Raw genomic sequence first — 25102 nt, 5'->3', positions numbered from 1 at the left:
AATTTGCAGGAGCAGTCGTGGAACGTCGTTCATTCTTAAAAATCAGCGCCCTGGCCGGCGGCACCATGTTGATCCCGGTCTTCGGCAACGCCATCGCGGCCGAGGAGCTGCTCAACCCCATGGCCGTGCAGTTCAAGAAATCGCTGGCCGACGCCGCGCTCAACGCCGCCACCAAGGCCGGCGCCAGCTACTGCGACGTGCGCATCGGCCGCTACCTGAACCAGTTCATCACCACGCGCGACGTCAACGTCGAAAACATCGTCAACACCGAATCGAGCGGCATCGGCGTGCGCGTGATCGCCAACGGCGCCTACGGCTTCTGCTCGACCAACGTGATGACTCTGGACTCCGTGGCCGACGCCGCGCGCCAGGCCGTCGCCATCGCGCGCGCCAACGCCAGGCTGTCGACCGATCCTATCGAGCTGGCGCCGGTGAAGGGCGTCGGCGAGGTGGCCTGGGCCACGCCGTTCACCAAGGACTGGCGCACGGTGCCGATCAAGGAAAAGGCCGACATGCTGATCGCGGCCAACAAGGCCGGCCTCGACGCCGGCGCCAGCTTCATGCAGTCCTTGCTGTTCCAGGTGAACCAGCAAAAATACTTCGCCTCCACCGACGGCTCCTATATCGACCAGGACATCCACCGCCTCTGGTCGCCCGTCACCGCCACCGCCGTCGACAAGGCCAGCAACCGCTTCCGCACGCGCGACGGGCTGTCGTCGCCGGCGGGCATGGGCTATGAATTCTTCGACGCCAAACCCGAACACAAGGTGCGCGCGGCCGGCGGCGTCACGCAGCTGTACCACGGCGGCTACGATTTGATCGAGGACGCGCGCGCCTGCGGACGCCAGGCGCGCGAAAAGCTGACGGCGAAATCGGTCGAGCCGGGCAAGTACGATCTGGTGCTCAGTCCCGAACACCTGTTCCTGACCATCCACGAATCGGTCGGCCACGCGACGGAGCTCGATCGCGTGCTCGGTTACGAAGCCAATTACGCCGGCACCAGCTTCGCCACGCTCGACAAATGGGAATCGAAAAAATTCAAGTACGGTTCGGAGCTCGTCAACATCGTCGCCGACAAGACCACACCGGGTTCGCTCGGCTGCGTCGCTTACGACGACGAGGGTGTCGCCTCCAAGCGCTGGGACTTGATCCGCAAGGGCATCCTGGTCAACTACCAGGCCACGCGCGACCAGGCCCACATCCTCGGCGAGAAGGAATCGAACGGCTGCTCCTACGCCGACAGCTGGAGCAGCGTGCAGTTCCAGCGCATGCTCAACGTGTCGCTGGAGGCGGGCAAGCAGCCGCTGACGCCGGACGAAATGGTCAAGGACGTCAAGAAGGGCATCTACATACTGGGGCGCGGTTCCTATTCCATCGACCAGCAGCGCTACAACTTCCAGTTCGGCGGCCAGCTCTACTTCGAAATCAAGAACGGCAAGATCGGCCCCATGCTCGAAGACGTGGCCTATCAGTCGAACACGCAGGAATTCTGGAACGCCTGCAGCGCCATCTGCGACCAGCGCGACTGGCGCATGGGCGGCTCCTTCTTCGACGGCAAAGGCCAGCCATCGCAGGTGAGCGCGGTGTCGCACGGGTCCAGCACGACGCGCTTTAACGGTATCAATGTCATCAACACAGCCCGCAAGATCGGCTAAGGGAGAACACGCAAGATGAAACTGCTCAATCAGGAAGAATCGAAACGTATCTGCGACAAGGTAATGGCGCTGTCGCGCGCCGACGAATGCCGCGTTTCCATCGACGGCAAACGCACCGGCAATATCCGCTATGCGCGCAACAGCGTCTCCACGGCGGGGCTGGTCGAGAACACGCAGCTGACCGTCAGCGTCGCTTTCGGCAAGCGCCAGGGCACCGCGTCGGTGAACGAATTCGACGACGCCTCGCTCGAAAAAGCCGTGCGCCGCGCCGAAGACGTGGCGCGCCTGGCGCCGGAAAATCCGGAATTCCTGGCGGCCATCGGCAAGCAGGAATTCAAGGCCTCCGACACCTACAACGCCAACACGGCGGCCATCGATCCCGACTTCCGCGCCGACGTCGCGGCCCAGAGCATCAACGCTGCGCGCAAGCAGAACCTGGTGGCGGCCGGCTTCTTCACCGACGAAACGGGCTTCCAGGTGATCGCCAATTCGAACGGCTTGTTCGGCTACCAGCAGCAGACCAGCCTCGATTTTTCGCTGACGGTGCGCACCGAGGACGGACGCGGCTCCGGCTGGTCCAGCAGCGCCGTCGGCGACGCCAAGCGCTTCGACGCGCGCGGCATTTCCGACATCGCGATAGAAAAAGCGCTGCACTCGGTCGACGCCAAGGCGCTGGAGCCGGGCCGCTACACGGTGATTCTGGAACCGGCGGCGACCTCGGAACTGATAGGGCGCATGTTCGGCGGCTTCGACGCGCGCCGCGCCGACGAGGGCCGCAGCTTCCTGTCGAAGAAGGGCGGCGGCAATCGCCTGGGCGAAAAGCTGTTCGACGAGCAGGTCAACATCTGGGCCGACCCGTGGGACAAGGACGTGCCGGTGCTGGCGTGGGACAGCCAGTCGATGATGCCGCGCCAGCGCACCGACGTGGTCAAGAACGGCGTCATCTCGTCGCTCGACTACTCGCGCTTCTGGGCCCAGAAGCAGGGCAAGATCGCCACCGCCCGCCACGGCAACCTGATGATCGCCGGCGGCAGCAAGTCGCTCGAAGAACTGATCGCGACCACCAAGAAGGGCGTGCTGGTCACGCGCACCTGGTATATCCGCATGGTCGATCCGCAGTCGGTGCTGCTGACGGGCCTCACGCGCGACGGCACCTTCTACATCGAGAACGGCAAGATCAAGCACCCGATCAAGAATTTCCGCTTCAACGAAAGCCCGGTCTCGATGCTGAACAATATCGAGGAGCTGGGCCGCCCGCAGCTGATCGCCGGCGACGAAGTGCCGTACCAGATGATGATACCGCCGATGAAAATCCGCGACTTCAATTTCACTTCCCTGTCGGATGCGGTGTAAGCCGCGCGGTTGATGGCCAATTACGATTTTTATTTCACCCGCCTCACTTACGAGTCGGGCGACTGGGATGTCGACATCCGCATGCCGAGCAACGTGCTCAATTCGCTGGTCGAGTACACGACCTTGCGCGTCGATCCCGTCGAACGCATCGTCGCGCTGTCCGACCCGAAGATGCTGGAGGCGCCGTTCTGTTATTTCGCCGGCCACAAGCTGGTGCAGTTCACGCCGGCCGAACGCAAGAACATCGAGCGCTATGTGAAGGGCGGCGGCTTTTTATTCGTCGACGACTGCAACCACGACATCGACGGCCTGTTCGCGAAATCGTTCGAGGCCGAGATGGCGCGCATCTTCGGCGCCAGGGCCCTGCACAAGATCCCCAACAACCACGCCATCTATTCGAGCTTCTTCCATTTCGACGGGCCGCCGAACACCAGCGTGGAGCTCAACGGATGGGGCGATGACCTGGTTCACGATTATTTGAAGGCGATCGAGATCGGCGGCCGGCTGCGCGTTTTATACAGTAACAAGGACTACGGTTGCGAGTGGGATTACGACTTCCGCAACAAGCGTTGGCTGGTGATTGACAACACCCGCTTTGCGATCAATATTATTCAATATGCGTTGGGAGCCTGATTGTGTCTGAAAGCGATGTGCGGTCCTGGAGTGAAAATGAAATCGGCGCCCTGAGCGCCAAAGTGGTGGCGCTCAAGGCCAGCATGGCGAAGGTCATCATCGGTCAGGAAAACGTGATCGACTCGCTGATTATCTGTTTGCTGGCCGGCGGCCACGCGCTGGTCGAAGGCGTGCCGGGGCTGGGCAAGACGCTGCTGGTGAAGTCCCTGGCGCAGGCCACGGACATGCAGTTCCGCCGCGTGCAGTTCACGCCCGACCTGATGCCGTCCGATATCGTCGGCACCGAAATCCTGGAGGAGGACCATGCGACGCGCAAGCGCGAGTTCCGCTTCCAGCAAGGGCCGGTGTTCACACAGGTGCTGCTGGCCGACGAGATCAACCGCGCGCCGCCGAAGACGCAATCGGCGCTGCTCGAAGCGATGCAGGAACGCAGCGTGACCTTCGCCGGCCAGACCCACATGCTGCCCCGGCCCTTCTTCGTGCTGGCGACGCAGAATCCGATCGAGCAGGCCGGCACCTATCCGCTGCCGGAAGCGCAGCTGGACCGCTTCCTGCTGCGCATCGACGTCGTCTATCCGACCGAAGAGGAGGAGATCGCGATGATTTCCGCCACCACCCACGCCGGCCTGGCCGACGCCGAACCGGTGATGGACGTGGCGACGCTGCTGCGGCTGCAGCTGCTGGTGCGCGACATCGAGATCGGCGACCATCTGCTCAAGTATGCGACGCGGCTGGTGCGCGCCACCCGCCCCGCCATCACCGAGGTGGCGAGCGTGAAGAAGCACGTCGGCTGGGGCGCCGGTCCGCGCGCGGGGCAGGCGCTGGTGCTGGCGTCCAAGGCGCGCGCGCTGATGCACAACCGCCTCGCCGTCACCCGCGACGACATCGCCGCCATGCTGCTGCCGGTGCTGGCGCACCGCGTGCTGCGCAACTTCGAGGCCGAGGCCGACGGCGTCGCCATCGCCGATATCCTGACCGCGCTGCGCGAGCACGTGCGGCCCGATTAAGCGCCGCGATGCTGCAAACGTCCGCGCTGATGGCGCACACCACCGACCTGAATCTGATTATCCGCCACGTGCTGGCCGGACTCGGACACGGCCTCCACGCCGGCCGCGAACGCGGCGCCGGCGTCGAGTTCTCGGAGTACCGCGCCTACACGCCGGGCGACGAGTGGCGCCGCGTCGACTGGAAGCTGCTGGCGCGCGCCGACCGTTACTACGTGCGCGAAGCGGAGCGCGACAGCCACGTCGCCGTCTGGCTATGGCTGGACGCGACGGCGTCGATGGCCGAGCCTAGCCGCGACATCAACGGCATCGACAAGCTGTGGTTCGCGCGCTCCATGCTGGCCTGCCTGGCCGCCATCGCGCAGCGCCAGGGCGACGCGTTCGGGCTGGTGGTCTGCACCCGCGGCCGCGTCGAATTCACCCAGGCTTCACGCGGGCCGCGCCAGTTGCAGCGCGTGCTGGCGCAGCTGTCGCGCAGCAGGGCGGACGGCCTGGCGCCGAGCGCTGAGGTGCTGAAAGCGAACCTGCACTTCGCCCGTTCGCCCAGTCTGATTTTTGCGGCCAGCGATTTCCTCGACTGGCCTTCGCCCTTGAGCGAGGCGCTGCTGCGACTGCGCCACTTGCAGCACGATGTGCGCATACTGAGCTTGCAGACGCAGGCCGAAGTCGACGCCAGCTTCAAGACCGGCGCCGCCTACCGCGATCCCGAACAGGCCGACGGCCTGCACCGGCTGACGGCGGCCGGCCGCGCCGCCTATCGCCAGCAACTGGGCGCGCACTTCGACGCGCTGAACACCGAATGCCGGCAGCACGACATCGTGCGCCACAACGCCTGCATCGAACAGCCGCTGGGCGCCGTGCTGCGCGGCTGGCTGCAACTGGCGGGGGCGCGCGCAAGATGTTGAGTATTCAAGCATTGTGGTGTCTGGCCTTGCCGGTTTTATTCATCCCGATCTGGTTGCATCGCCAAAAACGCCAGCGCCTGAAAGCCGAGCCGCTGGCGACCGCGCGCTTCCTGCCGTCGGCGGCGCCGGAGCAGCTGCGCGTGTGGCGGTGGTCGGACCTCTTGCTGCTGCTGGCGCGCTGCCTGCTGCTGCTGGCCTTGATCGCCTGGCTGGCCGTCACCGTGTTCCCGTGGCGCGGCGATACCGTGCTGGTCGACGCCGGCGTCGACCAGGCGTGGGCGCGGCAGCAAATCGACTCCGCCGGATTCGGCGCCGCCGCGCGCGTGACCATGGCGGCCGCGATGGAGGCCGCGATGGAGGCCGATATCCTGCCCTGGCTGCACAGCCACGAACACGAATGGCGCGGCGACGCGCGGCTGCTGATCGTTGCCGACGGCGCCAAGGTGGCGATGCCGGCGCGGCTGCCGCAGTTTGCGCACGCCCTTACGCTGCGCATCAAAGCGCCCCTACCTAAAGCCGCCGTCGCGAACACGGAGCATCGCATCGCGCTGGCGACGACGCCGGAACGCGCCGCCGCATGGCACGCGCTGTTCGCCGCTTTCAATCTCGCCGGCGGCGCCACGCAGCGTTACGTGGTGGCCGATGCGCCGGACGGCAAAACCGAATTGATCGTGTGGGACTTGCCCGGCAGCGCGCCGCCGCCGGCATGGCGCGCGCCGTTGTGGTGGACCGCGCCCGATGCGCTGCCGGAACTGGCGGCCGCGCCGTCGCTCAGCGTGAACGGGCTGACGCTGAAATACGCCGCTACCGCGCGCGGCCGCGTGTGGGCCTCCAGCGCATGGCCCGCGCAAGACGGGGACGGCGCGCGCGCCATTTATGAAACCTGGCAGCTGCTGGCGCATGCCGCGCCGGCCTATCCGGCATCGTCGCAGGTCTTGGACGCCGGCCGCGCCGCGATGCCGGGCGCCGCGCCGGCGGCATGGCTGGCGTGGCTGCTGCTCGCCTTATTTTCACTCGAACGGATACTGACCCATGCACGGCGCCACTGATACCTTGCGCGGACGGCTGCTGTTCGCCGCGCTGCGCCGCCGCGCGCCGTTGTGGGTGCTCACGCTGTTGCCCCTGCTGTGGCTGCCGCTGTCGTTCGGCGCCGGCCTGGCCGCGCTGCCGCTGCTGCTTTGGCTGGCATGGATCGCCATCGACATCTGGCTCTGGCGCCGTCGCGTCGCCGACCATTGGACCGCGTGGCTCGACGCCGCCGTGCCGGCGCTGGAAGACAGCAGCGCGCTGCTCGACGGCGCGCCGTCATCGGTGATCGCCCGATTGCAGCAAAAGCGCCTGCAGGCGCGCCTCGTCTCCGCGCTGGGCGCCGACGACTACCGCGCCATCGCGCGCACGCGGGTGCGCTTCAACGCCGCGCCGCTGCTGTTAAGCCTTGTGCTGGCGGGCTCCGTTTGGGGCTGGCAGCACAAGCAGGGCGTGGCCGCGGCGAAGGCGGTCGCCGCGCCGGTGGCGAAAGCCATCGTCGACGGCGAGGTTTATCTGACCGTCGCGCCGCCGGCCTACACCGGCGTGGCCGCATTCGAGACGGCGGCGCGCGATATACAGGTGCCGGAATCGAGCGTCGTGCGCTGGTGCGTGAAACACCCGGCCGGCGCCGCGCCGGTGGTGGAGCTGAGCGACGGCCAGGTGCTGACCGTCGCGCCGGACTGCGCGCAATGGCGGGCGACCGAATCGCTGTTCTGGCGCGCGCGCGGCCACGATGGCGCGCGCTACAACGTGCGCGTGCTGGCCGACCAGGCGCCGCAGGTGAAGATCCTGCTGCCGAACGATTTGATACAGGTGCTGAACAAGGATGCGAAAAGCGCCGCGCTGTCCGTCATCGCGCGCGACGATTACGCCGTCGTCCGCGCCAGCCTGCATATGACGCTGGCGCGCGGCAGCGGCGAGAATATCCGCTTCAGCGACCGCGAAGTGCCGCTGCCGGGGGGCGGCGATCCGCACGTGCGCAGCTGGCGCAAGGAATGGACGCTGGCGGAGCTGGGCATGGAGCCGGGCGACGAGTTGTACTTCTTCGTGCGCGCCACCGACAACGCGCCCGAGCACCCGCACACGACGCAATCGCCGACCTACACCTTGCGCCTGCCCGGTCCCGAATCGGAAGACCTGGACGCGTCGGCGCTGCCGTCGATGGCCAAGCCGGAGAGTTTGCGCAGCCAGCGCCAGGTCATCATCGACACCGAGCAGCTGGTGGCCGATCTCGCCGCCAATCCGAAAATGAGCGCGGCGGCGCAGCGCGACCGCAGTGAAGCCATCGCCACCGACCAGGCGGCGCTGCGGCTGCGCTACGGCCAGTTCCTGGGCGAGGAATCGAACCTGTTCGGCCCGGACCACGACCATGAACACGAGGGCGGCGGCGCGGCCAAGGACACGGAGTCCACGCTGATCGCCGAATTCGGCCACGCGCACGACCAGGTCGACAACGCCACCATCTTCGATCCGAAGACCAAGGCGGTGCTCAAGCGCGCGCTGGCGGCGATGTGGGACGCGGAGAAATCGCTGCGGGCGATCGCGCCGAAAACGGCGCTGCCGCCCGAGTACAAGGCGCTCGACGCGATCAAGGAATTGCAGCAGGCCGAACGCGTCTACCTGCACCGCACGGCCTTCGTGCCGCCGGCGATCAAGGAAGAAAAGCGCATGAGCGGCGACATCGTCGGCGCGCTCAGTTACAAGCGCGCGCAGGGTGCGGCCAGCGTGACGGTGCCGGCGGAAGTGCGCGACCTGATACAGGCGCTGGCGGGCGACGACGCGCTGCCGGCCTTGTGGAGCAAGGCGGCGCGCGAAGTGATCGCGGCGCACATCGCCGGTGATGAACAGAAGCTGGCGGCGCAGCGCGCGGTGCAGGACGTGGCCGACGGCTGCGTCGCCTGCCGCGGCGTGCTGAGCGCCTATCTGCGCGATACGCTGACCGACGTGCCGGTGCTGTTGCAGGCGACGCCGTTGGCCGATACCCCATTCCGCCAGGCCTGGCGCGGCAAGGAGCAGCCATGATGGCCAGTATTGCAGTATTGATCGCGGGCGTGGCCAGCGCCGCGCTGTATGGCCGCAAGCGCGCGTGGCTCAATGCCGCGCTGGCGCTGGCGGCGGCGCTGGCGCTGGCCGCGATGCTGTCCACGGAGCTATCCGCTTATGGCCTGCCCGCCGGCGGCGCGAAAACCGTCGTCCTCAAGACCGATGGCGGCGACGTCGATGACGCGGCGCTGCTGGCGGTGCCGCAGGCGCACGTGATTGCGCTGAGCGGCGCCGGTCTGCGCGCATCGCAATGGCGCGAGCTGCCCGCGCGTCCGCTGCAATGGACGCCGCCGGCGGCCGACGTGCTGCACCTGGATTTCCCGCGCGCGCTCACGCTGGGCCGGGTCTTCACGCTGACGGTGCGCCGCGCGCAGCCGCAGGCCGGCTGGCGTTTGCAGCTGCTGGCCGAGAACCAGGAAGTCATCGCCGAGACCACGGCCGGCGGCGCGGCGGCGCAACTGTCGGTGCAGTGGCTGCCGCCGGTGGCCGAGGCGATGGTGTTGCAGGCGCGCCTGCTCGACGCGGCCGGCAAGACCATCGCGCAAGGACCGCTGCCCTTGCAGGTGCAGGCGGCCTTGCCCTTGCAGATACTGGGCCGCTTCGACGCGCCGTCGTTCGACGCGCGCGCGCTGAACCAGCTGCTGACCGATGGCGGCGCCGTCCTCGATTGGCAGGTCACGCTGGGCAAGGCCATCGCCCGCAGCGAAACCGCGCGCGCGCCGCTGACGGAACCGAATGCGCTGGTGGCCGATGCCGCGTATGTCGAGCATTTGAACGCGGCGGCGCGCGCGGCCCTGCTGGCGCAGGTGGCGCAAGGTTTGCCGCTGATCGTTTTGGGTGGCAACGCGGCCGATGGCGTCATGTGGCAGCGCGACTTCGGACTGCGTCTGCATCCCCAGTCGAACACCACGGAGAAGGAAGACATGCGCCAGTTCGGCGGCGCTGGTGGAACTGGCGCTGGCGTTACGGCGATGTCGCTGCCGCCGGCCGGCTTGAATCCGGACGATAAAGTCGCGCCGCCGTGGTCCGTGCTGGCGCTGGACGGCAAGCAGCAGCCGTGGATGTGGCGGCGCGGCTGGCAAAAGGGGAGCGTGGTCTGGCTGGGCGTGTCGGACTGGCACCGCTACGCGATCACCTCGCCGAACGCGCTGGCCTTGTGGTGGCAGACCGTGCTCGATCAGACGGCGCTGGGCAGCGCGCGCAAATTGACGTGGCAGTTCCCGGACCCGATGCCGGTGCCGGGATGGCGCAGCGAAGTGTGCGTGCAGGGTGGTGCGGCGGCCGTCGGCGCCGGCGCGGCGATGCAGGCCGACGGCTTGCCCGCCGGCGCATGGCAGCCGCGCGCCGACAAGGCCGACGCGCTGTGCGCCGCCGTCTGGCCGAAGCAGGCCGGCTGGCTCAAATTGAGCAGCGGCGCGCAGACGGCGATGGAATACGTCTACGCCAAATCGGACTGGCCCTTGTGGCAGCAGGCCTTGCGCCAGGACGCGACGGCGCAATACGCGGCCCGCACGCCGGTCGCCGAAGCGCCGCTGCGCACGCCGCTGCCGGTGGCGCCGTTCGGCGTCGCCTTCGCGCTGGCGATGTTGGGACTATGGTGGCGCGAACGGCGCTAACTGCGTGAGAGCCGGTACCGTGGTCTGACTCCGATAGCGATGCCCCCGATCGCGAAACCATGGCCTGCCCCCCGGTCCTGACCCCGATTTCGCTGCCGCGTGCCGATCGCGGGCGGTTGCGGCCAGCTCAGGATACGACGCTGCAGTATGCGGCCATGCCGCCGATGCTTGCCCTGTTTGGCGCTGACCGGCGCTGTCGTGAGCGCGTAAGATCAAAGTGCGGTGTGCGGCTGGTGGTATGCTTTGACGATCCGGAGCAAACGATAATGACAAGCACAATCGACGCGACCGCATTTCCGGGTTCGGACTTGCTGGAACAATTGAATGAAATCGCCAATTTGACCGATGATTGGGACGGCTATGGCGCCGCCGCTATCGACGAGGGCGCCATCTCGCACGCGCGCGCCGTATTGCCGGGCTTGACGATACTGCCGGATGCCGTCCTGCCCAGCGTCGCGGGGACGGTGCTGATGGAATGGGAGGCGGCTTTGGGCGTTGCCAGCCTCGAACTCGGACGCGAATTGTTCAGCTTCTATACCTCTCCGACGACGGGAACCGCCATCCTGCTCGAGGGCGCTATGCGGGAGTTTAATGTTGAAGACATTAACTTTGCGGTTGCAACGGTGGCGGCAAGCCCAGCCCAGAATGCTATGGAAAATCGCAATTAGCGCGTGGGTTACGCGGGCGCTGTTCAAATCGATACCCAGGAATATTGCGGATGACGAGATATTAGTCAGAGCGATCCTGTCGCCTTATCATCTAAAGAAAAACAAACTGTCGCCGCAGGCATTCGCATCGCCTCCTGAGCGGGACGAAGTGTCGGTGAACCGGGGGCGCTACGTCGCGTGCTGGCTCGCAAAGGCCTATGCGAAGCGATGGGTACAACTGCCTGCCGACGTTCCTCCCAAAATGTACACCGGGCTGGCGCTGATTTCGGCGCGCGCGATACGCCGTCTTGGTTCGGAAGTGGTCGATACGCGGGAAGAATACATGGGGCATGCCGACCTTAAACACGGCCTGGTACGCAGCCGGGGCGAAGCGCTGGCGCCAGATCTCCGTAAAAAATATGACGAGCGCCTCAAGCAGATGGCTGCCGAGGCGACTTATCTGAAAGACCAAGCACCTCATCAAATTCCTTTTATTCCGATAAACGACTGAGGTCAAATTTGCCGAGCGGGCCAGCTCCGCACGTAATCGGGCATCGGCGCCGTCGATGCCGGATCGGCTGCCGGCTCACCCTGGACCTGCGCCAGCGGCAGCACGCCGGTCCATACCGGCCAGCGCATATCCGCTTCGTCGTCGTTCGGGCCGCCGCTGCGGATTTTGCACGCCGCTTCGGTGAGCGCGATGCGCAGCACCGTGGTGGCGGCGTATTCCTGGTCGTTGCCGGGCCGGACTTCGGCCTTGCGTCCCGGCAGCAGCGAGTCCATGAACGCTGCCATCGCCGGGCGTTTGGCGCCGCCCTCGACGCGCTCGTAGCGGCCGTAGATCATCGCCGAGCGGTAGTTCATCGAATGGTTGAACGCCGACCGCGCCAGTACCAGGCCGTCGATGTGGGTGATGGTGGTGCAGCTGTCGGCTTCGAGCAATCGCTTAATCATGCGGCTGCCGTTCGAGCCGTGGACGTACAGGTGCTCGCCCTCGCGCCAGCAGGCGGTCGGGATGCAGTGCGGGCCGCGATCGTCGTAAAAGGCGACGTGGCACAGATAGGCGGCGTCGATGACGGCGTGCAGCGCGTCCCGGTCGTAGACGCTGCGGTTGGCCGAACGGCGCACGCGGGTGCGCTCGCTCGGCGCTTGGGCTGCGGCGCTGGCTTCCACTGATGCTGCGGCTGCCGCCGTGACTGACTCGTTCATGATCTCCATCCCAAAAAGTTGAGTGACCAATATAATGGAATGCTGGTTCTGAATAAAGATCCAGTAATCGTCTATTTATTGGGGCCACAGATTGGAGTAACACATGGATTATGCGCTGCTCATTTCCAGCTTCACCGAACAGCATCGCCATCGCGGCTGGCCGCGTCAGCGTCTGCTGCACGAGTGTCTGCGGGCGGCGATCCGCCATGGCACGCTGGCCGCCGGCACCCGGCTGGTGGCGACGCGCGCGCTGGCGGCGGAGCTGGGCGTGGCGCGCAACACGGTGTTGTACGCCTACGAGCAGCTGGCCAGCGAGGGTTTCGTGACGACCGACCGGCGCGGCACGACAGTGGTGTCGATGGCGCCCGCGCATCAGGCTGCGGCACCGGCGGCGACCTCGCCCCCGCAGTTGCACGCCGGCCTGTCGCGCCGCGCCCGCGATCTGCGCGCGCCGCCGGATGCGGCGTCGATGATGGGCGCTTTCGTCACCGGCGTGCCGGCGCTGGACCACTTTCCGCTGACGCTGTGGCGCCGCATGCTGGAGCGGGCCTGGCGCGCGCTGTCGACGGCGCAGCTTAATTACGCCGACGCGGCCGGCGAGCCGGCGCTGCGCGAGGCGATCGCCGATCATCTGCGGGCGTCGCGCGGCGTGGTGTGCGACGCCGGCCAGGTCTTCATCACGGACGGCACGCAGAGCAGCCTCGATTTGTGTTGTCGTGCCTTCGCCGACGATGGCGATACGGTGTGGCTGGAGAATCCCGGCTACGGCGGCGCGCTGGCGGCGGCGCGCGGCGCGGGCCTGAACGTGGCCGGCATCGACGTCGACGACGATGGCATCGCGCCCGGCGCCGACGACTGGCTGCTGCGGCCTCCGCGCCTGATCTACACCACGCCGTCGCACCAGTATCCGACCGGCAGCGTGCTCAGTTTGCGGCGCCGGCTGGCGCTGATAGAGTCGGCGCGGGCGGCCGGCGCCCTGATTATCGAAGACGATTACGACAGCGAATTCCGCTACGACGGCGCGCCGCTGTCGGCCATGCAGGGCCTGGCGCCGGACGCGCCGGTGCTGTACCTGGGCACCTTCAGCAAGACCATGTTTCCGTCGCTGCGGCTGGCCTTCGTCGTCGTGCCTGAGGGCCTGGCGGCGCCGCTGGCGCGGATGCGCGCGCAGTCGGCGGCGCGCGGCCGCGTGGCCGAGCAGCTGGCGCTGGCCGAGTTCCTGCGCAGCGGCCAGTTCGCGCTGCATCTGCGGCGCATGCGGCGGCTGTACCGGCAGCGGCGCGATGCGCTGATCGCGGCCGTGCGGCGCCACGTCGGCGTCATCGCGACGGTGCATGGGGCGTCGGCCGGCATGCATCTGGCGCTGCGCTTCCACGACGAGGCGCTGGACGACGCGGCTATCAGCGCGCAGGCGCGCCAGCGCGGCATCGTGGCGCATGCCTTGAGCGCGCAGCGCACGCAGGGCGCCGGCGGCTGGAATGGGCTGATGCTCGGCTACGCCCAGGTGCCGGCCGAGCAGATGGATGGACTGGTGCGCGAGCTGGCGGCGGCGCTGCATCCGGCGGCGCATGCCGACGCCGGTGCCGACTCCACCAGCGCCGGTCCGGCCACCGCCGCCGCCGCCGGCTCCTCCGTCGCCACGGCCGCCACGTCCACCTAAGCCGCCGCCCGCCGCCGCTGACGCCGCGCGTTTACTGCTGGTCCAGCATCCATGATTTAAGACCGTTGACCCACGACTTGGCCGGCAGATTCATGCGCGTCTTGATGCCGGCGGCGCGCTCATACAGCACGCTGAAGTCGAGCACCGGCGAGCGCTTGAAGGCGAGGACGACGATGTTGGCGTCGTGGACTTCGGGCAGCCAGACGACGGCATCGAACACCTGCTCCATCGTCAGCAGGTTCTTGTCGTAGTTGCTGTAGTCGCCGAAGACGTTGGTGACCATGATGCCGCCGTCGCGCAGGCAGTCGTGGCAAGCCTGGTAGAACTCGGGGCTGTCGAGCACCGGGCCGCGCGCGTCCTCGTCGTACAGGTCCACTTGCAGGATGTCGACGCTGTCGCCGTTGGCCGGGTCGAGCACGAAGTCGAGCGCGTCCATGCGCCGCACGGCGAGACGGTCGTCATCGGGCGGCAGGCCGAACTGGGCGTGGCAGATGTCGATCACGTTCGGGTTCAGCTCGATGGCCGTGACCCGCGTGTCCGGCAGGCGGTGGTAGCAGAACTTGGTCAGCGCCGCGCTGCCGAGGCCGAGCTGGACGACGTGGCGCGGGCGCTCCTCGAACAGCAGCCACATCATAATCCCTTGGTCAATTTGACACACCCAGGGCCAGGGAGGGATATAATCTGCACCTCGGTCACCATCCTCTAGCCCATGCCAGTAGCATACTCATACGTCCGGTTTTCCTCGTTAGAGCAACAGAAGGGCGACTCACTCCGCCGCCAGATGACGGCCTCCGCGCAGTATGCAGCCCAACATGGCCTCACCCTCGACGAAACGCTCCACGTTCATGATCTCGGCGTTTCTGCATTCTATGGCTCCAACTATGAGCATGGCGCGTTAGGCCAGTTCATCGCTGCGATTGACAACGGAACGGTTTCGCCAGACTCATACCTGCTGGTTGAATCGCTTGATCGCCTGTCTCGCTTACCTGTAACGGAAGCACTGGTCATCTTTCAGGAGATTATCAACCGTGGCATCACCATTGTTACCCTGACCGACTCCGCGATTTACAGCAAGGAACGCTTGAAGAACGATTGGTTGCCATTGTTGACTGCATTGGTCTCCATGTCACGCGCTCATGAAGAATCAGCGATGAAGTCTAAACGGGTGAAGGCCGCATGGGATGCAAAGAAGGACAGGGCGAAACAACATAAAGAAGTACTGTCAAAGCGATGCCCTTGGTGGTTGAAAGTTTCCGCCGATAGGTCGCACTACGAAATTATTGAAGAAAAAGCCGCTATCGTCCGACGGATGTTTCAACTTTCTAAAGACGGCATGGGTGGCTGGAGCATTGTCCGTCAATTCAATGAGCAGGGCATTCCGACTATCCACCGTGCAAAGTACTGGCAGAGCAGTTCGGTGAACTTTACTCTGAAAAATATCGCCGCAATCGGTGTGCTCCAGCTAGATCAAGACCACAATGGTCAAACCACGACGAATACGTTCGTCGAAGACTACTATCCACCAATCATCGAGAAATCAGTATTTTACGAAGTTCAAGCACTTCGGAAAGAGCGTGACCGCGATCAAGGATCAGTTTCAGCAGGCCGTAAAGGGCGCTACCTTAATATCTTTCAAGGCATAGTGAAGTGTGGCTACTGTGGTACCGGAATGCATGTGCGAAATAGATCCTCTACACGACCGGGAAACCTTTATTGTGGGAAGTCGTTGGACGGCGCAGGTTGCATCGGCACTTCGTACAATATCGGAGACCTGGAATCTGAGTTCATGGAATTTACCCGCGAAGTCGACGCACTCCGCGTATTAGGCGATGAAACAAGCAAGAATGCTATCACCGCGAAACGGAGCGAATTGGTTGCTTGCGAAGGCATGTTGGAAAATTCTGAAAAACGTTTTAGCAACTTGATGATTGCCATGGAAACAGGTGGGGACATCAAAATGCTGGTCACGCGGACGCGCACCCTTGAAGGCCAGATGAATGACCTGAAGAAGCTGCGCCTTGAACTTCAGAGCGAACTCCAATCCTTGACGAACACTGCACAAGACGAACAGCATTCCTACGAGGTATTGGGTAAGTTGATGGAGCAGCTTAAAGCTATGGATGCAGAGCCGGAAGAACGAATGCATTTCAGGAGTCGCATGCAGTCTGAAGTGCAGAAGGTTGTTCGCAGGTTGTTGCTATTTTCTGGTGGTCCTTGCAAACCATCGTCGCCAGAAGAGATTGAAAAACTGACGACAGAGTTACGGAGCTATGGTTACGAGGAAGATCGCATTAAGGCTTACGTCGATACAGAGACCAAGCCAGACAGGGCGAAGCATTACTTCATAGCATTCATGCGCAATGGGATTGTAAGAACCGTGAAGAATGGACAGGTGATGGAAGCTGATCACAATGTCGTTGGTAAAGTTGGCTTGGATCGCTTGAAAGCGGCTTGATATTGAACTACTGCTGATCGAGCATCCAACCCTTTAAGCCGTTTACCCAATTTTTGGCTGGCAAGTTCAACGTCTTCTTTATATGAGCAGCACGTTCGTAGAGCACGCTGAAATCCAGCGATGGTGATTTCTTGAAAGCGATGACAACGATGTTGGCGTCATGGACTTCTGGCAGCCACACCAGCGCATCGAATACCAGGCCCATTGTTTGCAGGTTTTTATCGTAGTTGATGAAATCGTCGCCGAAGACATTCGTTGTCATGATGCCGTCTTCACTCAGACAATCGAAGCAGCCTTGGTAAAACTCTTGTGAGTCAAGCACTGGTCCACGCGCCTCTTGGTCGTATAAGTCCACTTGCAACACATCGACCGTGCCATGATTTGCTTTATTGAGGACGAAATCGAGCGCGTTCATTTCCACCACATTAAGCCGTGCATCGTTGGAAGGCAGGCCGAACTGCGCCTCGCACATGGCGATCACATTGGGATTGAGTTCAACTGCCGTGACGCGGGCTTGAGGGAAGCGGCGGTAGCAGAATTTGGTCAGTGCCGAACTGCCGAGGCCTAGCTGGACGATGTGACGCGGGCTGTCATCGAATAAAAGCCACATCATCATCATTTGAACATACTCAAGCTCGATGTTATCGGGCTTCGAAAGTCGCATCGCTCCCTGTACCCACGACGTGCCAAGGTGCAGACTGCGCACCCCTTCGAATTCCGTGATGGTGGCAGGAGGATAACCCGGCTGGTCGAACCGAATATCGGCCGTGAAGAATTTTGAAGACTTAGACATAGTCGCTCAGTTTAACAGGCCCAACATGGTGACAACACATTGCTTCAATACGTTTACATAAGAAGCAGTCGTGTTGTCCCCACAGGGTCAAAACAGTGCTGGTTAGGTGTCCAGCATGTCCCACTCATCGCCAAGCATCCACCGAATTGCTGACAATTTTCCGTTGACCATTCCCCATTCGAAGTCAGTCCACGGGCCGAGATTCTGTTTTCCGTAACGCTTCTCTACCGCCTTCGCGGATTTCAGTGCGCCAGCCCAGATGTCCTTTTGAATTGTCGCCTCGCGCCTTGATCGGAGCTGGGCATCGGTTTCCTTTTCAACGATCTTGATTTTGCCAGCTTCAATTTTTTCTCGCCGCACCCAATGCCTGTTGTACCAAACCTGCATGGTGAGTTTGTCTTCCTCGCGAAGCATTTCGGTAAGACTTCTTGGCTCTTGGTTCCACGACTGCTCCCATAGCAATTCCGAAACGAACGATGGCTCGACGCGGCGCAACGCCTCCGCCAAGTTGATGAAGTAGAGGGACTTGATTCGCGAGAACGCGGTAGCACCCCAGTCAATATGAGATAACTTTCGATTCCCCTGCACGACACTAAAATCGCTAGTGTTATGGGTGACGAAAGCGAAGCGCTGGCCGGCTGACGATTTGGCACTCGCTGCCGCGAGGTATGTCTCCATCAGCACGGCATCTGCCATGGAGTTCTTCCCACTGTGAAACGGAGCCAATTTTTTTATCGCCCGCTGCGCGGCTCGCAGCACAACATCATCAGCAGGCCGGACTATTTGCGACGACTCGAAGATTTTTTCGATGCGAGTCAGTGTATGTTCGGCAGCGCCGCCAACGATTGGTATTTTGTGGTTTACGTCGTTCAGATGGCTCAGCACGGCGTCCGTCCGGCGCTTGTCGCCGCCCACTTTTCTGACGGCATCCTTGACCAAGTTGAAGTGACTGGACAAACTCTTCACGCTTGCCTTGGCAACTCGATCACGATTGGCCTTGAATTCATGAACTACGATGTCGGGCAGTATTAGTGTCACCAAGCCTGCCTTGATCATTTCTTCAATGACTGACAACAATGGCGTCTGCTTCGCATCCTCAGCCAAGTCAAGCCATACGCTGGTGTCAATCAAGATGTTGAACATACTGTGCCTACTCTGGTGATGTTGTTGCAACGAATTGTCGCACAGACGAGGTCACGATTTCGCGATGCCGGGGACAACACGTTCCTCATACAAATAGAAGAAACAAGCAGCATGTTGTCCTCGACGGCTAGAACAGGTCTGTACAGATTTGCTTGAGACGCACAGGGTTGTCCTCGACGTATTGTGCGGTCATGGCGATGGACGAGTGGCCCATCAGCGTGGACACAGCCTTGATGTCCACGCCCTTTTCGATCAGCGTTGTGGCGAACGTGCGACGACCGCTGTGACTGGATGCGCCTTGTAACTTTGCATCCGTGTACATGCGATGAAAGAGCTGCTGTAAGCTGTTCGGCGAAAACGAACTGCCTTTCTGTGACTTGAACAACGGCGCTTCGAGGTTGAACAGGATGCCTTCGCGCTGCTGCCGGTCTGCGATGAATTCACGGATCGACGCGACCACTTTTGGGTTGGTCAGGTATGCATGGCGCTGTTTGCTGCCTTTAGTCATCGAGCCGGTAAGGTTCACTTCTTCGAGCAGGTTCCCATCGACGCCGAGCACATGCTTGATGCGCAGCGCGGCCATTTCCTTCGCACGTAGGCCGAGGCCAAATGAGCAGTAGAGCAACGCGACGTTTCGCTTGGCGTGCGCCTTCTTCTTCACCACGTTGACGACGCGGGACAGCTGCCGCTCGCTCAGTACCTTCGCTTGACCTTCCCGCATCGGATCACCTCCAGAATGGTTTAAAAGTATTGCAATTTTGCAATATTTAAACATTCTATCCAGCCCTTGGGACCTCGTACATCGCAGGAGTGGCTCAGTCAGCCACAATGGTTACTAATTGCATTTTGTAAACATTTTTTTGACTGTCTACTAATAGAATCTGAACTTGACTGAAAGCTCTTCAATCGCAGATCGCCGCTAGGACCATTTCGACAGGTGGCACTATCGGTTTATATTAGCTACCAGCGGTTGCCCTGTGGTTATGGCTGGACACACTGGGGACATCATACCTTCGACAGCGGATTTTCCCTGCCGTTGATGAACAGCAGGAGGGCGCAGTCGATCATAGAAATAACAGTTCGCGTTTAGTCGTCCAGTCTGCGATGAGGAGCCTGACGTGGCAAGCGCACAGTAAAGGTCACACCATGCTCTTTGCTAGAGGTGACAGAAATCTGGCCATCGTGGGCATTGACGATTTCCTTAACCACGTACAGACCCAATCCCAGATTTTGCATGCGCGCCCCAACACGTTCATTGGCGGGCCGGATCGCGAAACGTCTGACCGGGTCAAATAGGGTGCGCAATTTTGTCGGAGAGAAAGCTTCGGCATCATTTTGCACCTCGTATACTACTTGGTTGTCCATTCCTGATATGGATACTTTGATGGCACTCTCTGGGGTGCTGTGCTGGATTGCATTGGAGATGAGGTTTGAAAATGCTTGGCCTAACCGTTGGCCATCCCATGCACCGACAAGGTTGCCTTCCGCCTTTAATTCGAATTGTCTGTCAGGATGGAAGGTTCGAGCCTCGTCAATCGTGTGCTGGCAGATCTCAAGCAGGTCAACAGTACGCGGATCAATTGGAATGCCCTCGCCCAAATGGGTAGTGGAAAAGTCCAGCAGATCGCGCACGATGGCATCCATCCGTTTAGAGCTATTGAGAATTCTCAAACCTACCTTGAGTGCTTTGGACGGCAATGTCTGATCCATTAGCAATACTTGCGCCCCCATGCTGACTGCGCCCAAAGGCGTGCGGACATCATGCCCGAGAATGGCCAGAAACAGGTTTTGTGCCTCCCGCAGCATTTTTGAATAACGCGCCATCGATTCGGTCTGCGCTTGGTCGATCGCTTCGTTGAACCGGATCATGTCCTGAATACCACTGGGTGTGGCTATCTCGGCATTATGCGCCCATAAACGCAGCACACTGGAGCGAAGAGCCCGGTATTCCGCCATCACTTGCTCGCCGGAAAAGCCCGCAGCGACTCGCTCTTCGGCGTGCAACTGCGCGGCGGTATTGCCGCCGAGCGGGGTGGCCTGTCCCTTTGATTTTGCAATGCTCTGATGTTCCGCCTGCGGGGTCTCCAGATCTTTCGCAATGACCTTGAGCACGGCTGCCGCATGATCGCGCAGCTCAATCTTGGTCGCATCTTCGAGAGGTGCTAGGGAAGAGGCAAACTCTTCCCATTCATTTAATATCGGCTCCATATTTTCCAGGATGAAGGCAGCTAATTTCATGAGTTGCCGCCCGCTGAATTAGTTACGTTTTGGCGAACAGGCTGTAAAAGCCGGCTGACCTCTGCCTGGAGAGCTTCAGCTAAAAAGGGCTTATTTAGGAAGCCGTCAAAGCTATCGCCGTGCGCAACCTGATTGCGGAGCGAACCACTCATGAGTAAAATCGGTAACACGGTGCGATCATGATGACTACGTATTTGCTGGCTAAGCTCTAGGCCTGAACGGCCAGGTAGGACGCAGTCGGAAATTAGCAGGTCAGGCTTGCGTACTGACATTTTCTCCAATGCATCCTCAGCGCTATGCGCCACCTGCACCTCGAAATCACTAGCTTCCAGCACCATTGAGCAGGTTTCCGCCAGGTCAAAGTCATCTTCGACAATTAAAATCATCATATATTTCTCCGGTTATTGCTTTAAACCGAAAGAAAAATGCTCGGCTAGGGGGAAAGCAAACCCCTTCAAAGTATCACCTAAGCTTTGTGTTTTCTACGTACGTTAGCGTACAGTTTGCCATCTGCAAATTCATTCTTTGGGGAAATAAATAAAAAAGTAGGAAATCGAACGAAGTTCATGTATATTGCGGTCTGTACTTGCATCAAGTCGTAATCTTGTTGGTCCCAATTCCGCATGGCTGCATCTTCCGGTCGTTCAGTTTTATCCTTCGGTTTTAATTCTTGGTTTCAAGTGCCTTTATGGCAAAGTTGCCTATTATTTTAATCAAAGGGATAATCATGAGTATTCAACAAACCGGTATTGTTAAATGGTTCAACGACGCTAAAGGCTTTGGCTTTATCACGCCAGACGCAGGCGGCGCTGATCTCTTCGCCCATTTTGGTGACATCCAATCGAACGGCTTCAAGAGCCTGTCAGAAAACCAACGCGTCTCGTTTGAGCGCAGCGTTGGCCCTAAAGGCGAGAAAGCCGGCAACATCCAGGTTGTTTCCTGATCGGTGGTATAACCGTGCACGGCATCTCCGTGCGAGAAGAGTCTTCGCCGTTGAAGGCATGCTACACCCAGATGAAGGTCGCATTACCATGCGCCTTGTTGCGCCGCCCCCCCTCCAACCGTCTTCGGAAACTTGGCAGATAGCCAGGGTCTGGAGAAAGTGGTTTAGCGGGACAATGGCTTATATTAACCGGCCACACCGAGCAGATAGTTCGGGTGGCAGGTGTCTGATGACACCCGGCAGATAGCCGGGGTGATCAGTGAGTCATGCATCATACTGAATAAATAAGCCCGCTTCTGCGGGCTTATTTACGTGTACGTGCAGCATGGACACCTAACTCCTGATTCAGTAAATCTTGTTGTCCTAACAACGTGACGCCTGCTTGCCAAATGATCAGCTCACTGGGGCTAGCACTCACATTTCGAGTTGTGTTATCTTAGTGGCTGGCCGTCGTTGGCCGTGTTCACAGCTCATCTAGCTAACAATTAGATCCGTAAGGTGTTTGTGCGTCTTAACAATCCTAATCAAAACCGCCTGCTCGCTGCCATGATTGACAGTGATTTCCAGCGCATCGCCCAGTATCTAGAGCCGCAGTTAATGCGACTAGGTGACGTAATGTATGAATCTGGCGCTAAGCATAATTACGTTTATTTCCCTACCTCGGCCATCGTTTCGCTGCATTATGTGCTGGAAAATGGTAACTCATCGGAAATCGCCGGTGTCGGTAACGAAGGCATCGTGGGAATTTCACTATTCATGGGCGGCGATACAACGCCAAGCCGTGCAGTAGTTCAGACAGGCGGCCATGGCTACCGCTTAAAGTCTCACATTTTAATGGAAGAATTCAACCGCGCAGGGCCGGTGATGCGGCTGCTATTGCGATACACACAGGCCTTGTTGACTCAGATGTCGCAAACGGCAGTGTGTAACCGTCATCACACAGTGGAACAGCAACTATGTCGGTGGTTGCTTCTGACGCTTGATCGCCTAGATGGTAGCGAGTTTGTCATGACACAGGAATTGATTGCTAATATGCTCGGTGTGCGGCGCGAAGGTGTAACCGTCGCCGCTGGTAATTTACAGAAGTATGGCTACATCAGTTGCCGTCGGGGCCATATCAGTGTCATCGACCGATCAGGGCTGGAGAAGACGACCTGTGAGTGCTACTCTGTTGTAAATAAAGAATTTGCACGGTTGCTGTCTGACGTTCAGCAGCGCCAAGGATAACTATGACCGATTTACCTAATGCAGCCCTATTAAAGGCTGAGGCACTCCAGTTGGCGATTCACAACATCCCTAACTTCTCCAGTATAGCCACCGATGCACAAGGTGTTATCCAGATATTCAACCTTGGAGCAGAACGCATGCTCGGCTACAGTGCAACAGAGGTTGTAAACCTCATTTCGCCGGCCGTCATCTCCGATGCATCAGAAATTATAGTGCGTGCCCAGGCGTTGAGTCTGGAATTCGGCTGCGTGGTAGAACCTGGCTTTCAGGCTCTTGTTTTCAAGGCGACGCGCGGTATTGAAGACAGCTATGAGCTGACCTTCGTACGTAAGGATGGCAGCCGCCTGCCGGCTATCGTATCCGTTATTGCGCTGCGCGATAGTGACCAGAAGATTATCGGCTATCTGTTGATGGGGACTGACAACACTGCGCGCAAGCAAGTACAAGCGGAGCAGGAAAAACTTGATGCGCTACTGCGTGAACAGCAGGACGCCTTGCGAGAGACTAATAAAGAACTGGAAGCGGCACGAGCCGCAGCTGAAAAGGCCAATCGCGCCAAGTCTGAGTTCCTGTCGAGTATGAGTCACGAACTCCGGACACCACTGAACGCTGTATTGGGGTTCGCACAGCTATTGGCGTCTGAAAAGCCACCGCCGAGCGTAGCGCAGCAGCGCTCGCTTGACCAAATCCTTAAGGGTGGCTGGTATTTGTTGCAGTTGATTAACGAGATACTCGACTTAGCAATGGTCGAATCGGGCAAGGTAATGATGTCGCAGGAGGCAATGGGCTTGTCAGAAGTGTTCAAGGATTGCGAGGCGATGATGGGGCCGCAGGCAGAAAAGCGCGGTATCAACATGCGTTTCATGAACATGGATCAGCCATTCTTCGTACATGCAGACCGTACTCGCCTAAAGCAGGTTCTAATTAATCTTTTATCGAATGCTATTAAGTACAATCGTAACGGGGGCAGCATTACGATTAGCGCCGAAGTGGCTGCAGGCAATACCCGGCAAGTGCATATCCGAATCACCGACTCTGGTTTCGGTTTGAGTGCGGAGCAACTCGATCAACTATTTCAACCCTTTAACCGTTTGGGCCGAGAGCATGGCCTCGAAGAAGGCACCGGCATTGGCTTGGTCGTGACTAAGCAGTTGGTAGAACTCATGGGTGGTGCGATAGGCGTTGAAAGCGAAGCGGGTATCGGCACGACGTTCTGGATTAATTTGACCGCCACTGAAAAACCGACTCTAGAGGCCGCCATCCTAAATTTAGCCAATTTGGGCATTACTGATGAACACGCACCAATGCGTACGGTACTTTACGTGGAAGACAATCCTGCCAATCTCATTTTGGTAGAGCAATTGGTTGCGAGACGATCTAACCTAAAGCTATTGACTGCTACCGATGGTCACACGGGCGTACAGTTGGCGCGTAACTACTCTCCAGACGTTATTTTAATGGATATAAATCTGCCGGGTATGAATGGTTATGGCTGTCTAAAATTATTGCAGGAGTCGGTCGAGGCCGCACATATTCCCGTGTTGGCGTTGTCTGCGAACGCTATGCCGCGAGATATAGAAAAAGGGATTGAAGCCGGATTTTTCCGATATCTGACGAAACCAATCAAAGTGGTCGAGTTCATGGAGGCTCTGGATCTTGCTCTAAATTTTGCAGCTGACCATACAAGGGCTATTCATGATTAATTCACCTGACCTTCTCGGCGCAAGCATATTGATTGTTGATGATCAAGAAGCGAACGTATTGTTGCTTGAGCAGGTGCTCAGTAACGCAGGTTATACACAAGTCACTGGTACAACTGATCCGTTTGCGGTCTGCGCTATGCATCAGGAACATCATTACGACCTGATCCTGCTTGATTTGCAAATGCCGGGCATGAGTGGGTTTCAGGTATTGGAAGCACTTAAAGCCATCGAACCTGACGGATACGTACCGGTGCTCGTCATCACAGCACAACCAAGCCATAAGCTGCACGCTCTCCAAGCTGGAGCCAAAGACTTCGTCAGCAAACCGTTTGAATTGGTTGAGGTCGAAACGCGCATCCGCAACATGCTGGAGGTGCGTCTGTTGCATCGCCAACTCAACCGTTACAACCAGCATCTGGAAGAAACTGTGATCCAACGCACTGCTGAACTCCGCGCTAGCGAAGCGCGCTTTCAGCGTTTTGCCGAGCTGTCGACGGATTGGTACTGGGAACAGGACGTCAATAGCAAGCTAACTAACTGGTCCGGCCCGGTGACCGATATGGTGGGCATTGGTCACGACAGCAATAGCAAGGGATGGGACCCGGCCGAAAAGGCGCAGTTAGAACAAAATATTGCGGAGCGGAAACCTTTCCTTGATTTCATTTATAGCCGCACAGCACCCGAGGGAATCGTGCAATATCTTCAGGTGAGTGGCGAACCAATCTTTGACGAATCTAGCCGGTTCGTCGGGTATCGAGGTGTCGGTCGCGACATTACGCAGATGGCTAACAAATTGAAGTCCAAAGAAAACATCATTCCTTAAGGGTACCTCTAGAAACCTATCCT

General features: G+C 60.1%; 23 protein-coding genes. 16 read left to right on the top strand and 7 right to left on the bottom strand.

Features of this window, described 5'->3' with window-relative positions; genetic code table 11:
• Positions 1-17: 17 nt before the first annotated feature.
• The 10 genes from Q0S71_RS02590 to Q0S71_RS02545 all read left to right on the top strand — a co-directional run bounded on the left by Q0S71_RS02590 (position 18) and on the right by Q0S71_RS02545 (position 11396).
• On the top strand, positions 18-1655 hold the full coding sequence (locus Q0S71_RS02590; RefSeq protein WP_295990899.1) for a TldD/PmbA family protein: 1638 nt from the start codon (positions 18-20) through the stop codon (positions 1653-1655).
• Between the two features lie 15 nt (positions 1656-1670).
• A complete protein-coding gene (locus Q0S71_RS02585) occupies positions 1671-3008 on the top strand; it encodes a TldD/PmbA family protein (RefSeq protein WP_295990896.1) in 1338 nt (445 codons plus the stop codon).
• A 12-nt stretch (positions 3009-3020) separates the two neighbouring features.
• Complete coding sequence (locus Q0S71_RS02580) at positions 3021-3641, top strand: DUF4159 domain-containing protein (protein WP_295990894.1); 621 nt, start codon at positions 3021-3023, stop codon at positions 3639-3641.
• Complete coding sequence (locus tag Q0S71_RS02575) at positions 3641-4648, top strand: MoxR family ATPase (protein ID WP_295990934.1); 1008 nt, start codon at positions 3641-3643, stop codon at positions 4646-4648. The genes Q0S71_RS02580 and Q0S71_RS02575 overlap by 1 nt, the downstream gene beginning before the upstream one ends.
• Positions 4649-4656: 8 nt before the next feature.
• On the top strand, positions 4657-5550 hold the full coding sequence (locus Q0S71_RS02570; protein WP_295990891.1) for a DUF58 domain-containing protein: 894 nt from the start codon (positions 4657-4659) through the stop codon (positions 5548-5550).
• 53 nt (positions 5551-5603) lie between these two features.
• Positions 5604-6599 carry a hypothetical protein gene (locus Q0S71_RS02565; protein ID WP_295990888.1) on the top strand — a complete coding sequence of 332 codons (996 nt, stop codon included), beginning with the start codon at positions 5604-5606 and terminating at the stop codon, positions 6597-6599.
• The gene (locus Q0S71_RS02560) at positions 6583-8601 is read left to right on the top strand and encodes a DUF4175 family protein (RefSeq protein WP_295990885.1); all 2019 of its coding nucleotides are present in this window, start codon (positions 6583-6585) and stop codon (positions 8599-8601) included. Before Q0S71_RS02565 ends, Q0S71_RS02560 begins: the two co-directional genes overlap by 17 nt.
• Positions 8598-10238 carry a hypothetical protein gene (locus Q0S71_RS02555; protein WP_295990883.1) on the top strand — a complete coding sequence of 547 codons (1641 nt, stop codon included), beginning with the start codon at positions 8598-8600 and terminating at the stop codon, positions 10236-10238. The genes Q0S71_RS02560 and Q0S71_RS02555 overlap by 4 nt, the downstream gene beginning before the upstream one ends.
• A gap of 266 nt (positions 10239-10504) precedes the next feature.
• A complete protein-coding gene (locus tag Q0S71_RS02550; protein WP_295990879.1) occupies positions 10505-10906 on the top strand; it encodes a hypothetical protein in 402 nt (133 codons plus the stop codon).
• The gene (locus Q0S71_RS02545) at positions 10884-11396 is read left to right on the top strand and encodes a hypothetical protein (RefSeq protein ID WP_295990878.1); all 513 of its coding nucleotides are present in this window, start codon (positions 10884-10886) and stop codon (positions 11394-11396) included. Before Q0S71_RS02550 ends, Q0S71_RS02545 begins: the two co-directional genes overlap by 23 nt.
• 2 nt (positions 11397-11398) lie before the next feature.
• Here the strand turns inward: Q0S71_RS02545 and Q0S71_RS02540 are convergent, their stop codons facing one another.
• Entirely contained in the window at positions 11399-12094 is a 696-nt protein-coding gene (locus Q0S71_RS02540) for a pyridoxamine 5'-phosphate oxidase family protein (protein WP_295990872.1), read from the bottom strand.
• Between the two features lie 103 nt (positions 12095-12197).
• On the opposite strand from Q0S71_RS02540, the gene Q0S71_RS02535 reads away from it, so the two are divergent.
• The gene (locus Q0S71_RS02535) at positions 12198-13754 is read left to right on the top strand and encodes a PLP-dependent aminotransferase family protein (protein ID WP_295990869.1); all 1557 of its coding nucleotides are present in this window, start codon (positions 12198-12200) and stop codon (positions 13752-13754) included.
• 31 nt (positions 13755-13785) lie between these two features.
• On the opposite strand, the gene Q0S71_RS02530 is transcribed toward Q0S71_RS02535, so the two are convergent.
• Complete coding sequence (locus tag Q0S71_RS02530; protein ID WP_367185267.1) at positions 13786-14388, bottom strand: spermidine synthase; 603 nt, start codon at positions 14386-14388, stop codon at positions 13786-13788.
• A gap of 75 nt (positions 14389-14463) precedes the next feature.
• On the opposite strand from Q0S71_RS02530, the gene Q0S71_RS02525 reads away from it, so the two are divergent.
• Positions 14464-16209, top strand: coding sequence for a recombinase family protein (locus Q0S71_RS02525; RefSeq protein WP_295990867.1), 1746 nt, complete (start codon positions 14464-14466; stop codon positions 16207-16209).
• A gap of 7 nt (positions 16210-16216) precedes the next feature.
• Here the strand turns inward: Q0S71_RS02525 and Q0S71_RS02520 are convergent, their stop codons facing one another.
• The 5 genes from Q0S71_RS02520 to Q0S71_RS02500 all read right to left on the bottom strand — a co-directional run bounded on the left by Q0S71_RS02520 (position 16217) and on the right by Q0S71_RS02500 (position 20772).
• Complete coding sequence (locus Q0S71_RS02520) at positions 16217-17002, bottom strand: spermidine synthase (protein WP_295990864.1); 786 nt, start codon at positions 17000-17002, stop codon at positions 16217-16219.
• Positions 17003-17104: 102 nt separating this feature from the next.
• On the bottom strand, positions 17105-18145 hold the full coding sequence (locus Q0S71_RS02515; protein ID WP_295990861.1) for a PIN domain-containing protein: 1041 nt from the start codon (positions 18143-18145) through the stop codon (positions 17105-17107).
• A 127-nt stretch (positions 18146-18272) separates the two neighbouring features.
• Positions 18273-18866 carry a site-specific integrase gene (locus Q0S71_RS02510; RefSeq protein ID WP_295990857.1) on the bottom strand — a complete coding sequence of 198 codons (594 nt, stop codon included), beginning with the start codon at positions 18864-18866 and terminating at the stop codon, positions 18273-18275.
• A 365-nt stretch (positions 18867-19231) separates the two neighbouring features.
• Positions 19232-20383, bottom strand: coding sequence for a sensor histidine kinase (locus Q0S71_RS02505; protein ID WP_295990854.1), 1152 nt, complete (start codon positions 20381-20383; stop codon positions 19232-19234).
• A complete protein-coding gene (locus Q0S71_RS02500) occupies positions 20380-20772 on the bottom strand; it encodes a response regulator (protein WP_295990851.1) in 393 nt (130 codons plus the stop codon). The genes Q0S71_RS02505 and Q0S71_RS02500 overlap by 4 nt, the downstream gene beginning before the upstream one ends.
• Before the next feature lie 338 nt (positions 20773-21110).
• Here Q0S71_RS02500 and Q0S71_RS02495 point away from each other — a divergent pair, with 338 nt between their 5' ends.
• From Q0S71_RS02495 to Q0S71_RS02480, 4 genes are all read left to right on the top strand, one after another.
• On the top strand, positions 21111-21326 hold the full coding sequence (locus Q0S71_RS02495; protein WP_295990841.1) for a cold-shock protein: 216 nt from the start codon (positions 21111-21113) through the stop codon (positions 21324-21326).
• Between the two features lie 504 nt (positions 21327-21830).
• Positions 21831-22553, top strand: coding sequence for a Crp/Fnr family transcriptional regulator (locus tag Q0S71_RS02490; RefSeq protein WP_295990832.1), 723 nt, complete (start codon positions 21831-21833; stop codon positions 22551-22553).
• Positions 22554-22555: 2 nt separating this feature from the next.
• Complete coding sequence (locus Q0S71_RS02485) at positions 22556-24256, top strand: ATP-binding protein (RefSeq protein WP_295990829.1); 1701 nt, start codon at positions 22556-22558, stop codon at positions 24254-24256.
• Positions 24249-25079, top strand: coding sequence for a response regulator (locus Q0S71_RS02480; RefSeq protein ID WP_295990826.1), 831 nt, complete (start codon positions 24249-24251; stop codon positions 25077-25079). Before Q0S71_RS02485 ends, Q0S71_RS02480 begins: the two co-directional genes overlap by 8 nt.
• The last annotated feature ends 23 nt before the right edge of the window (positions 25080-25102 follow it).

Origin of the sequence: Rugamonas sp., from assembly GCF_025354735.1 — a bacterium.
In the GTDB taxonomy this organism is placed as follows: Bacteria; Pseudomonadota; Gammaproteobacteria; order Burkholderiales; family Burkholderiaceae_D; genus Rugamonas.
This window is presented reverse-complemented; position numbering and strand designations above follow the sequence as displayed.

Coding starts and splice junctions, on each gene's coding strand:
- Q0S71_RS02485 (WP_295990829.1), top strand. CDS start 22,556: ATGACCGATTTACCTAATGCAGCCCTATTAAAGGCTGAGGCACTCCAG.
- Q0S71_RS02530 (WP_367185267.1), bottom strand. CDS start 14,388: ATGATGTGGCTGCTGTTCGAGGAGCGCCCGCGCCACGTCGTCCAGCTC.
- Q0S71_RS02510 (WP_295990857.1), bottom strand. CDS start 18,866: ATGCGGGAAGGTCAAGCGAAGGTACTGAGCGAGCGGCAGCTGTCCCGC.
- Q0S71_RS02545 (WP_295990878.1), top strand. CDS start 10,884: ATGCTATGGAAAATCGCAATTAGCGCGTGGGTTACGCGGGCGCTGTTC.
- Q0S71_RS02480 (WP_295990826.1), top strand. CDS start 24,249: ATGATTAATTCACCTGACCTTCTCGGCGCAAGCATATTGATTGTTGAT.
- Q0S71_RS02520 (WP_295990864.1), bottom strand. CDS start 17,002: ATGTCTAAGTCTTCAAAATTCTTCACGGCCGATATTCGGTTCGACCAG.
- Q0S71_RS02535 (WP_295990869.1), top strand. CDS start 12,198: ATGGATTATGCGCTGCTCATTTCCAGCTTCACCGAACAGCATCGCCAT.
- Q0S71_RS02505 (WP_295990854.1), bottom strand. CDS start 20,383: ATGAAATTAGCTGCCTTCATCCTGGAAAATATGGAGCCGATATTAAAT.
- Q0S71_RS02555 (WP_295990883.1), top strand. CDS start 8,598: ATGATGGCCAGTATTGCAGTATTGATCGCGGGCGTGGCCAGCGCCGCG.
- Q0S71_RS02495 (WP_295990841.1), top strand. CDS start 21,111: ATGAGTATTCAACAAACCGGTATTGTTAAATGGTTCAACGACGCTAAA.
- Q0S71_RS02580 (WP_295990894.1), top strand. CDS start 3,021: ATGGCCAATTACGATTTTTATTTCACCCGCCTCACTTACGAGTCGGGC.
- Q0S71_RS02560 (WP_295990885.1), top strand. CDS start 6,583: ATGCACGGCGCCACTGATACCTTGCGCGGACGGCTGCTGTTCGCCGCG.
- Q0S71_RS02515 (WP_295990861.1), bottom strand. CDS start 18,145: ATGTTCAACATCTTGATTGACACCAGCGTATGGCTTGACTTGGCTGAG.
- Q0S71_RS02540 (WP_295990872.1), bottom strand. CDS start 12,094: ATGAACGAGTCAGTCACGGCGGCAGCCGCAGCATCAGTGGAAGCCAGC.
- Q0S71_RS02550 (WP_295990879.1), top strand. CDS start 10,505: ATGACAAGCACAATCGACGCGACCGCATTTCCGGGTTCGGACTTGCTG.
- Q0S71_RS02570 (WP_295990891.1), top strand. CDS start 4,657: ATGCTGCAAACGTCCGCGCTGATGGCGCACACCACCGACCTGAATCTG.
- Q0S71_RS02500 (WP_295990851.1), bottom strand. CDS start 20,772: ATGATGATTTTAATTGTCGAAGATGACTTTGACCTGGCGGAAACCTGC.
- Q0S71_RS02585 (WP_295990896.1), top strand. CDS start 1,671: ATGAAACTGCTCAATCAGGAAGAATCGAAACGTATCTGCGACAAGGTA.
- Q0S71_RS02525 (WP_295990867.1), top strand. CDS start 14,464: ATGCCAGTAGCATACTCATACGTCCGGTTTTCCTCGTTAGAGCAACAG.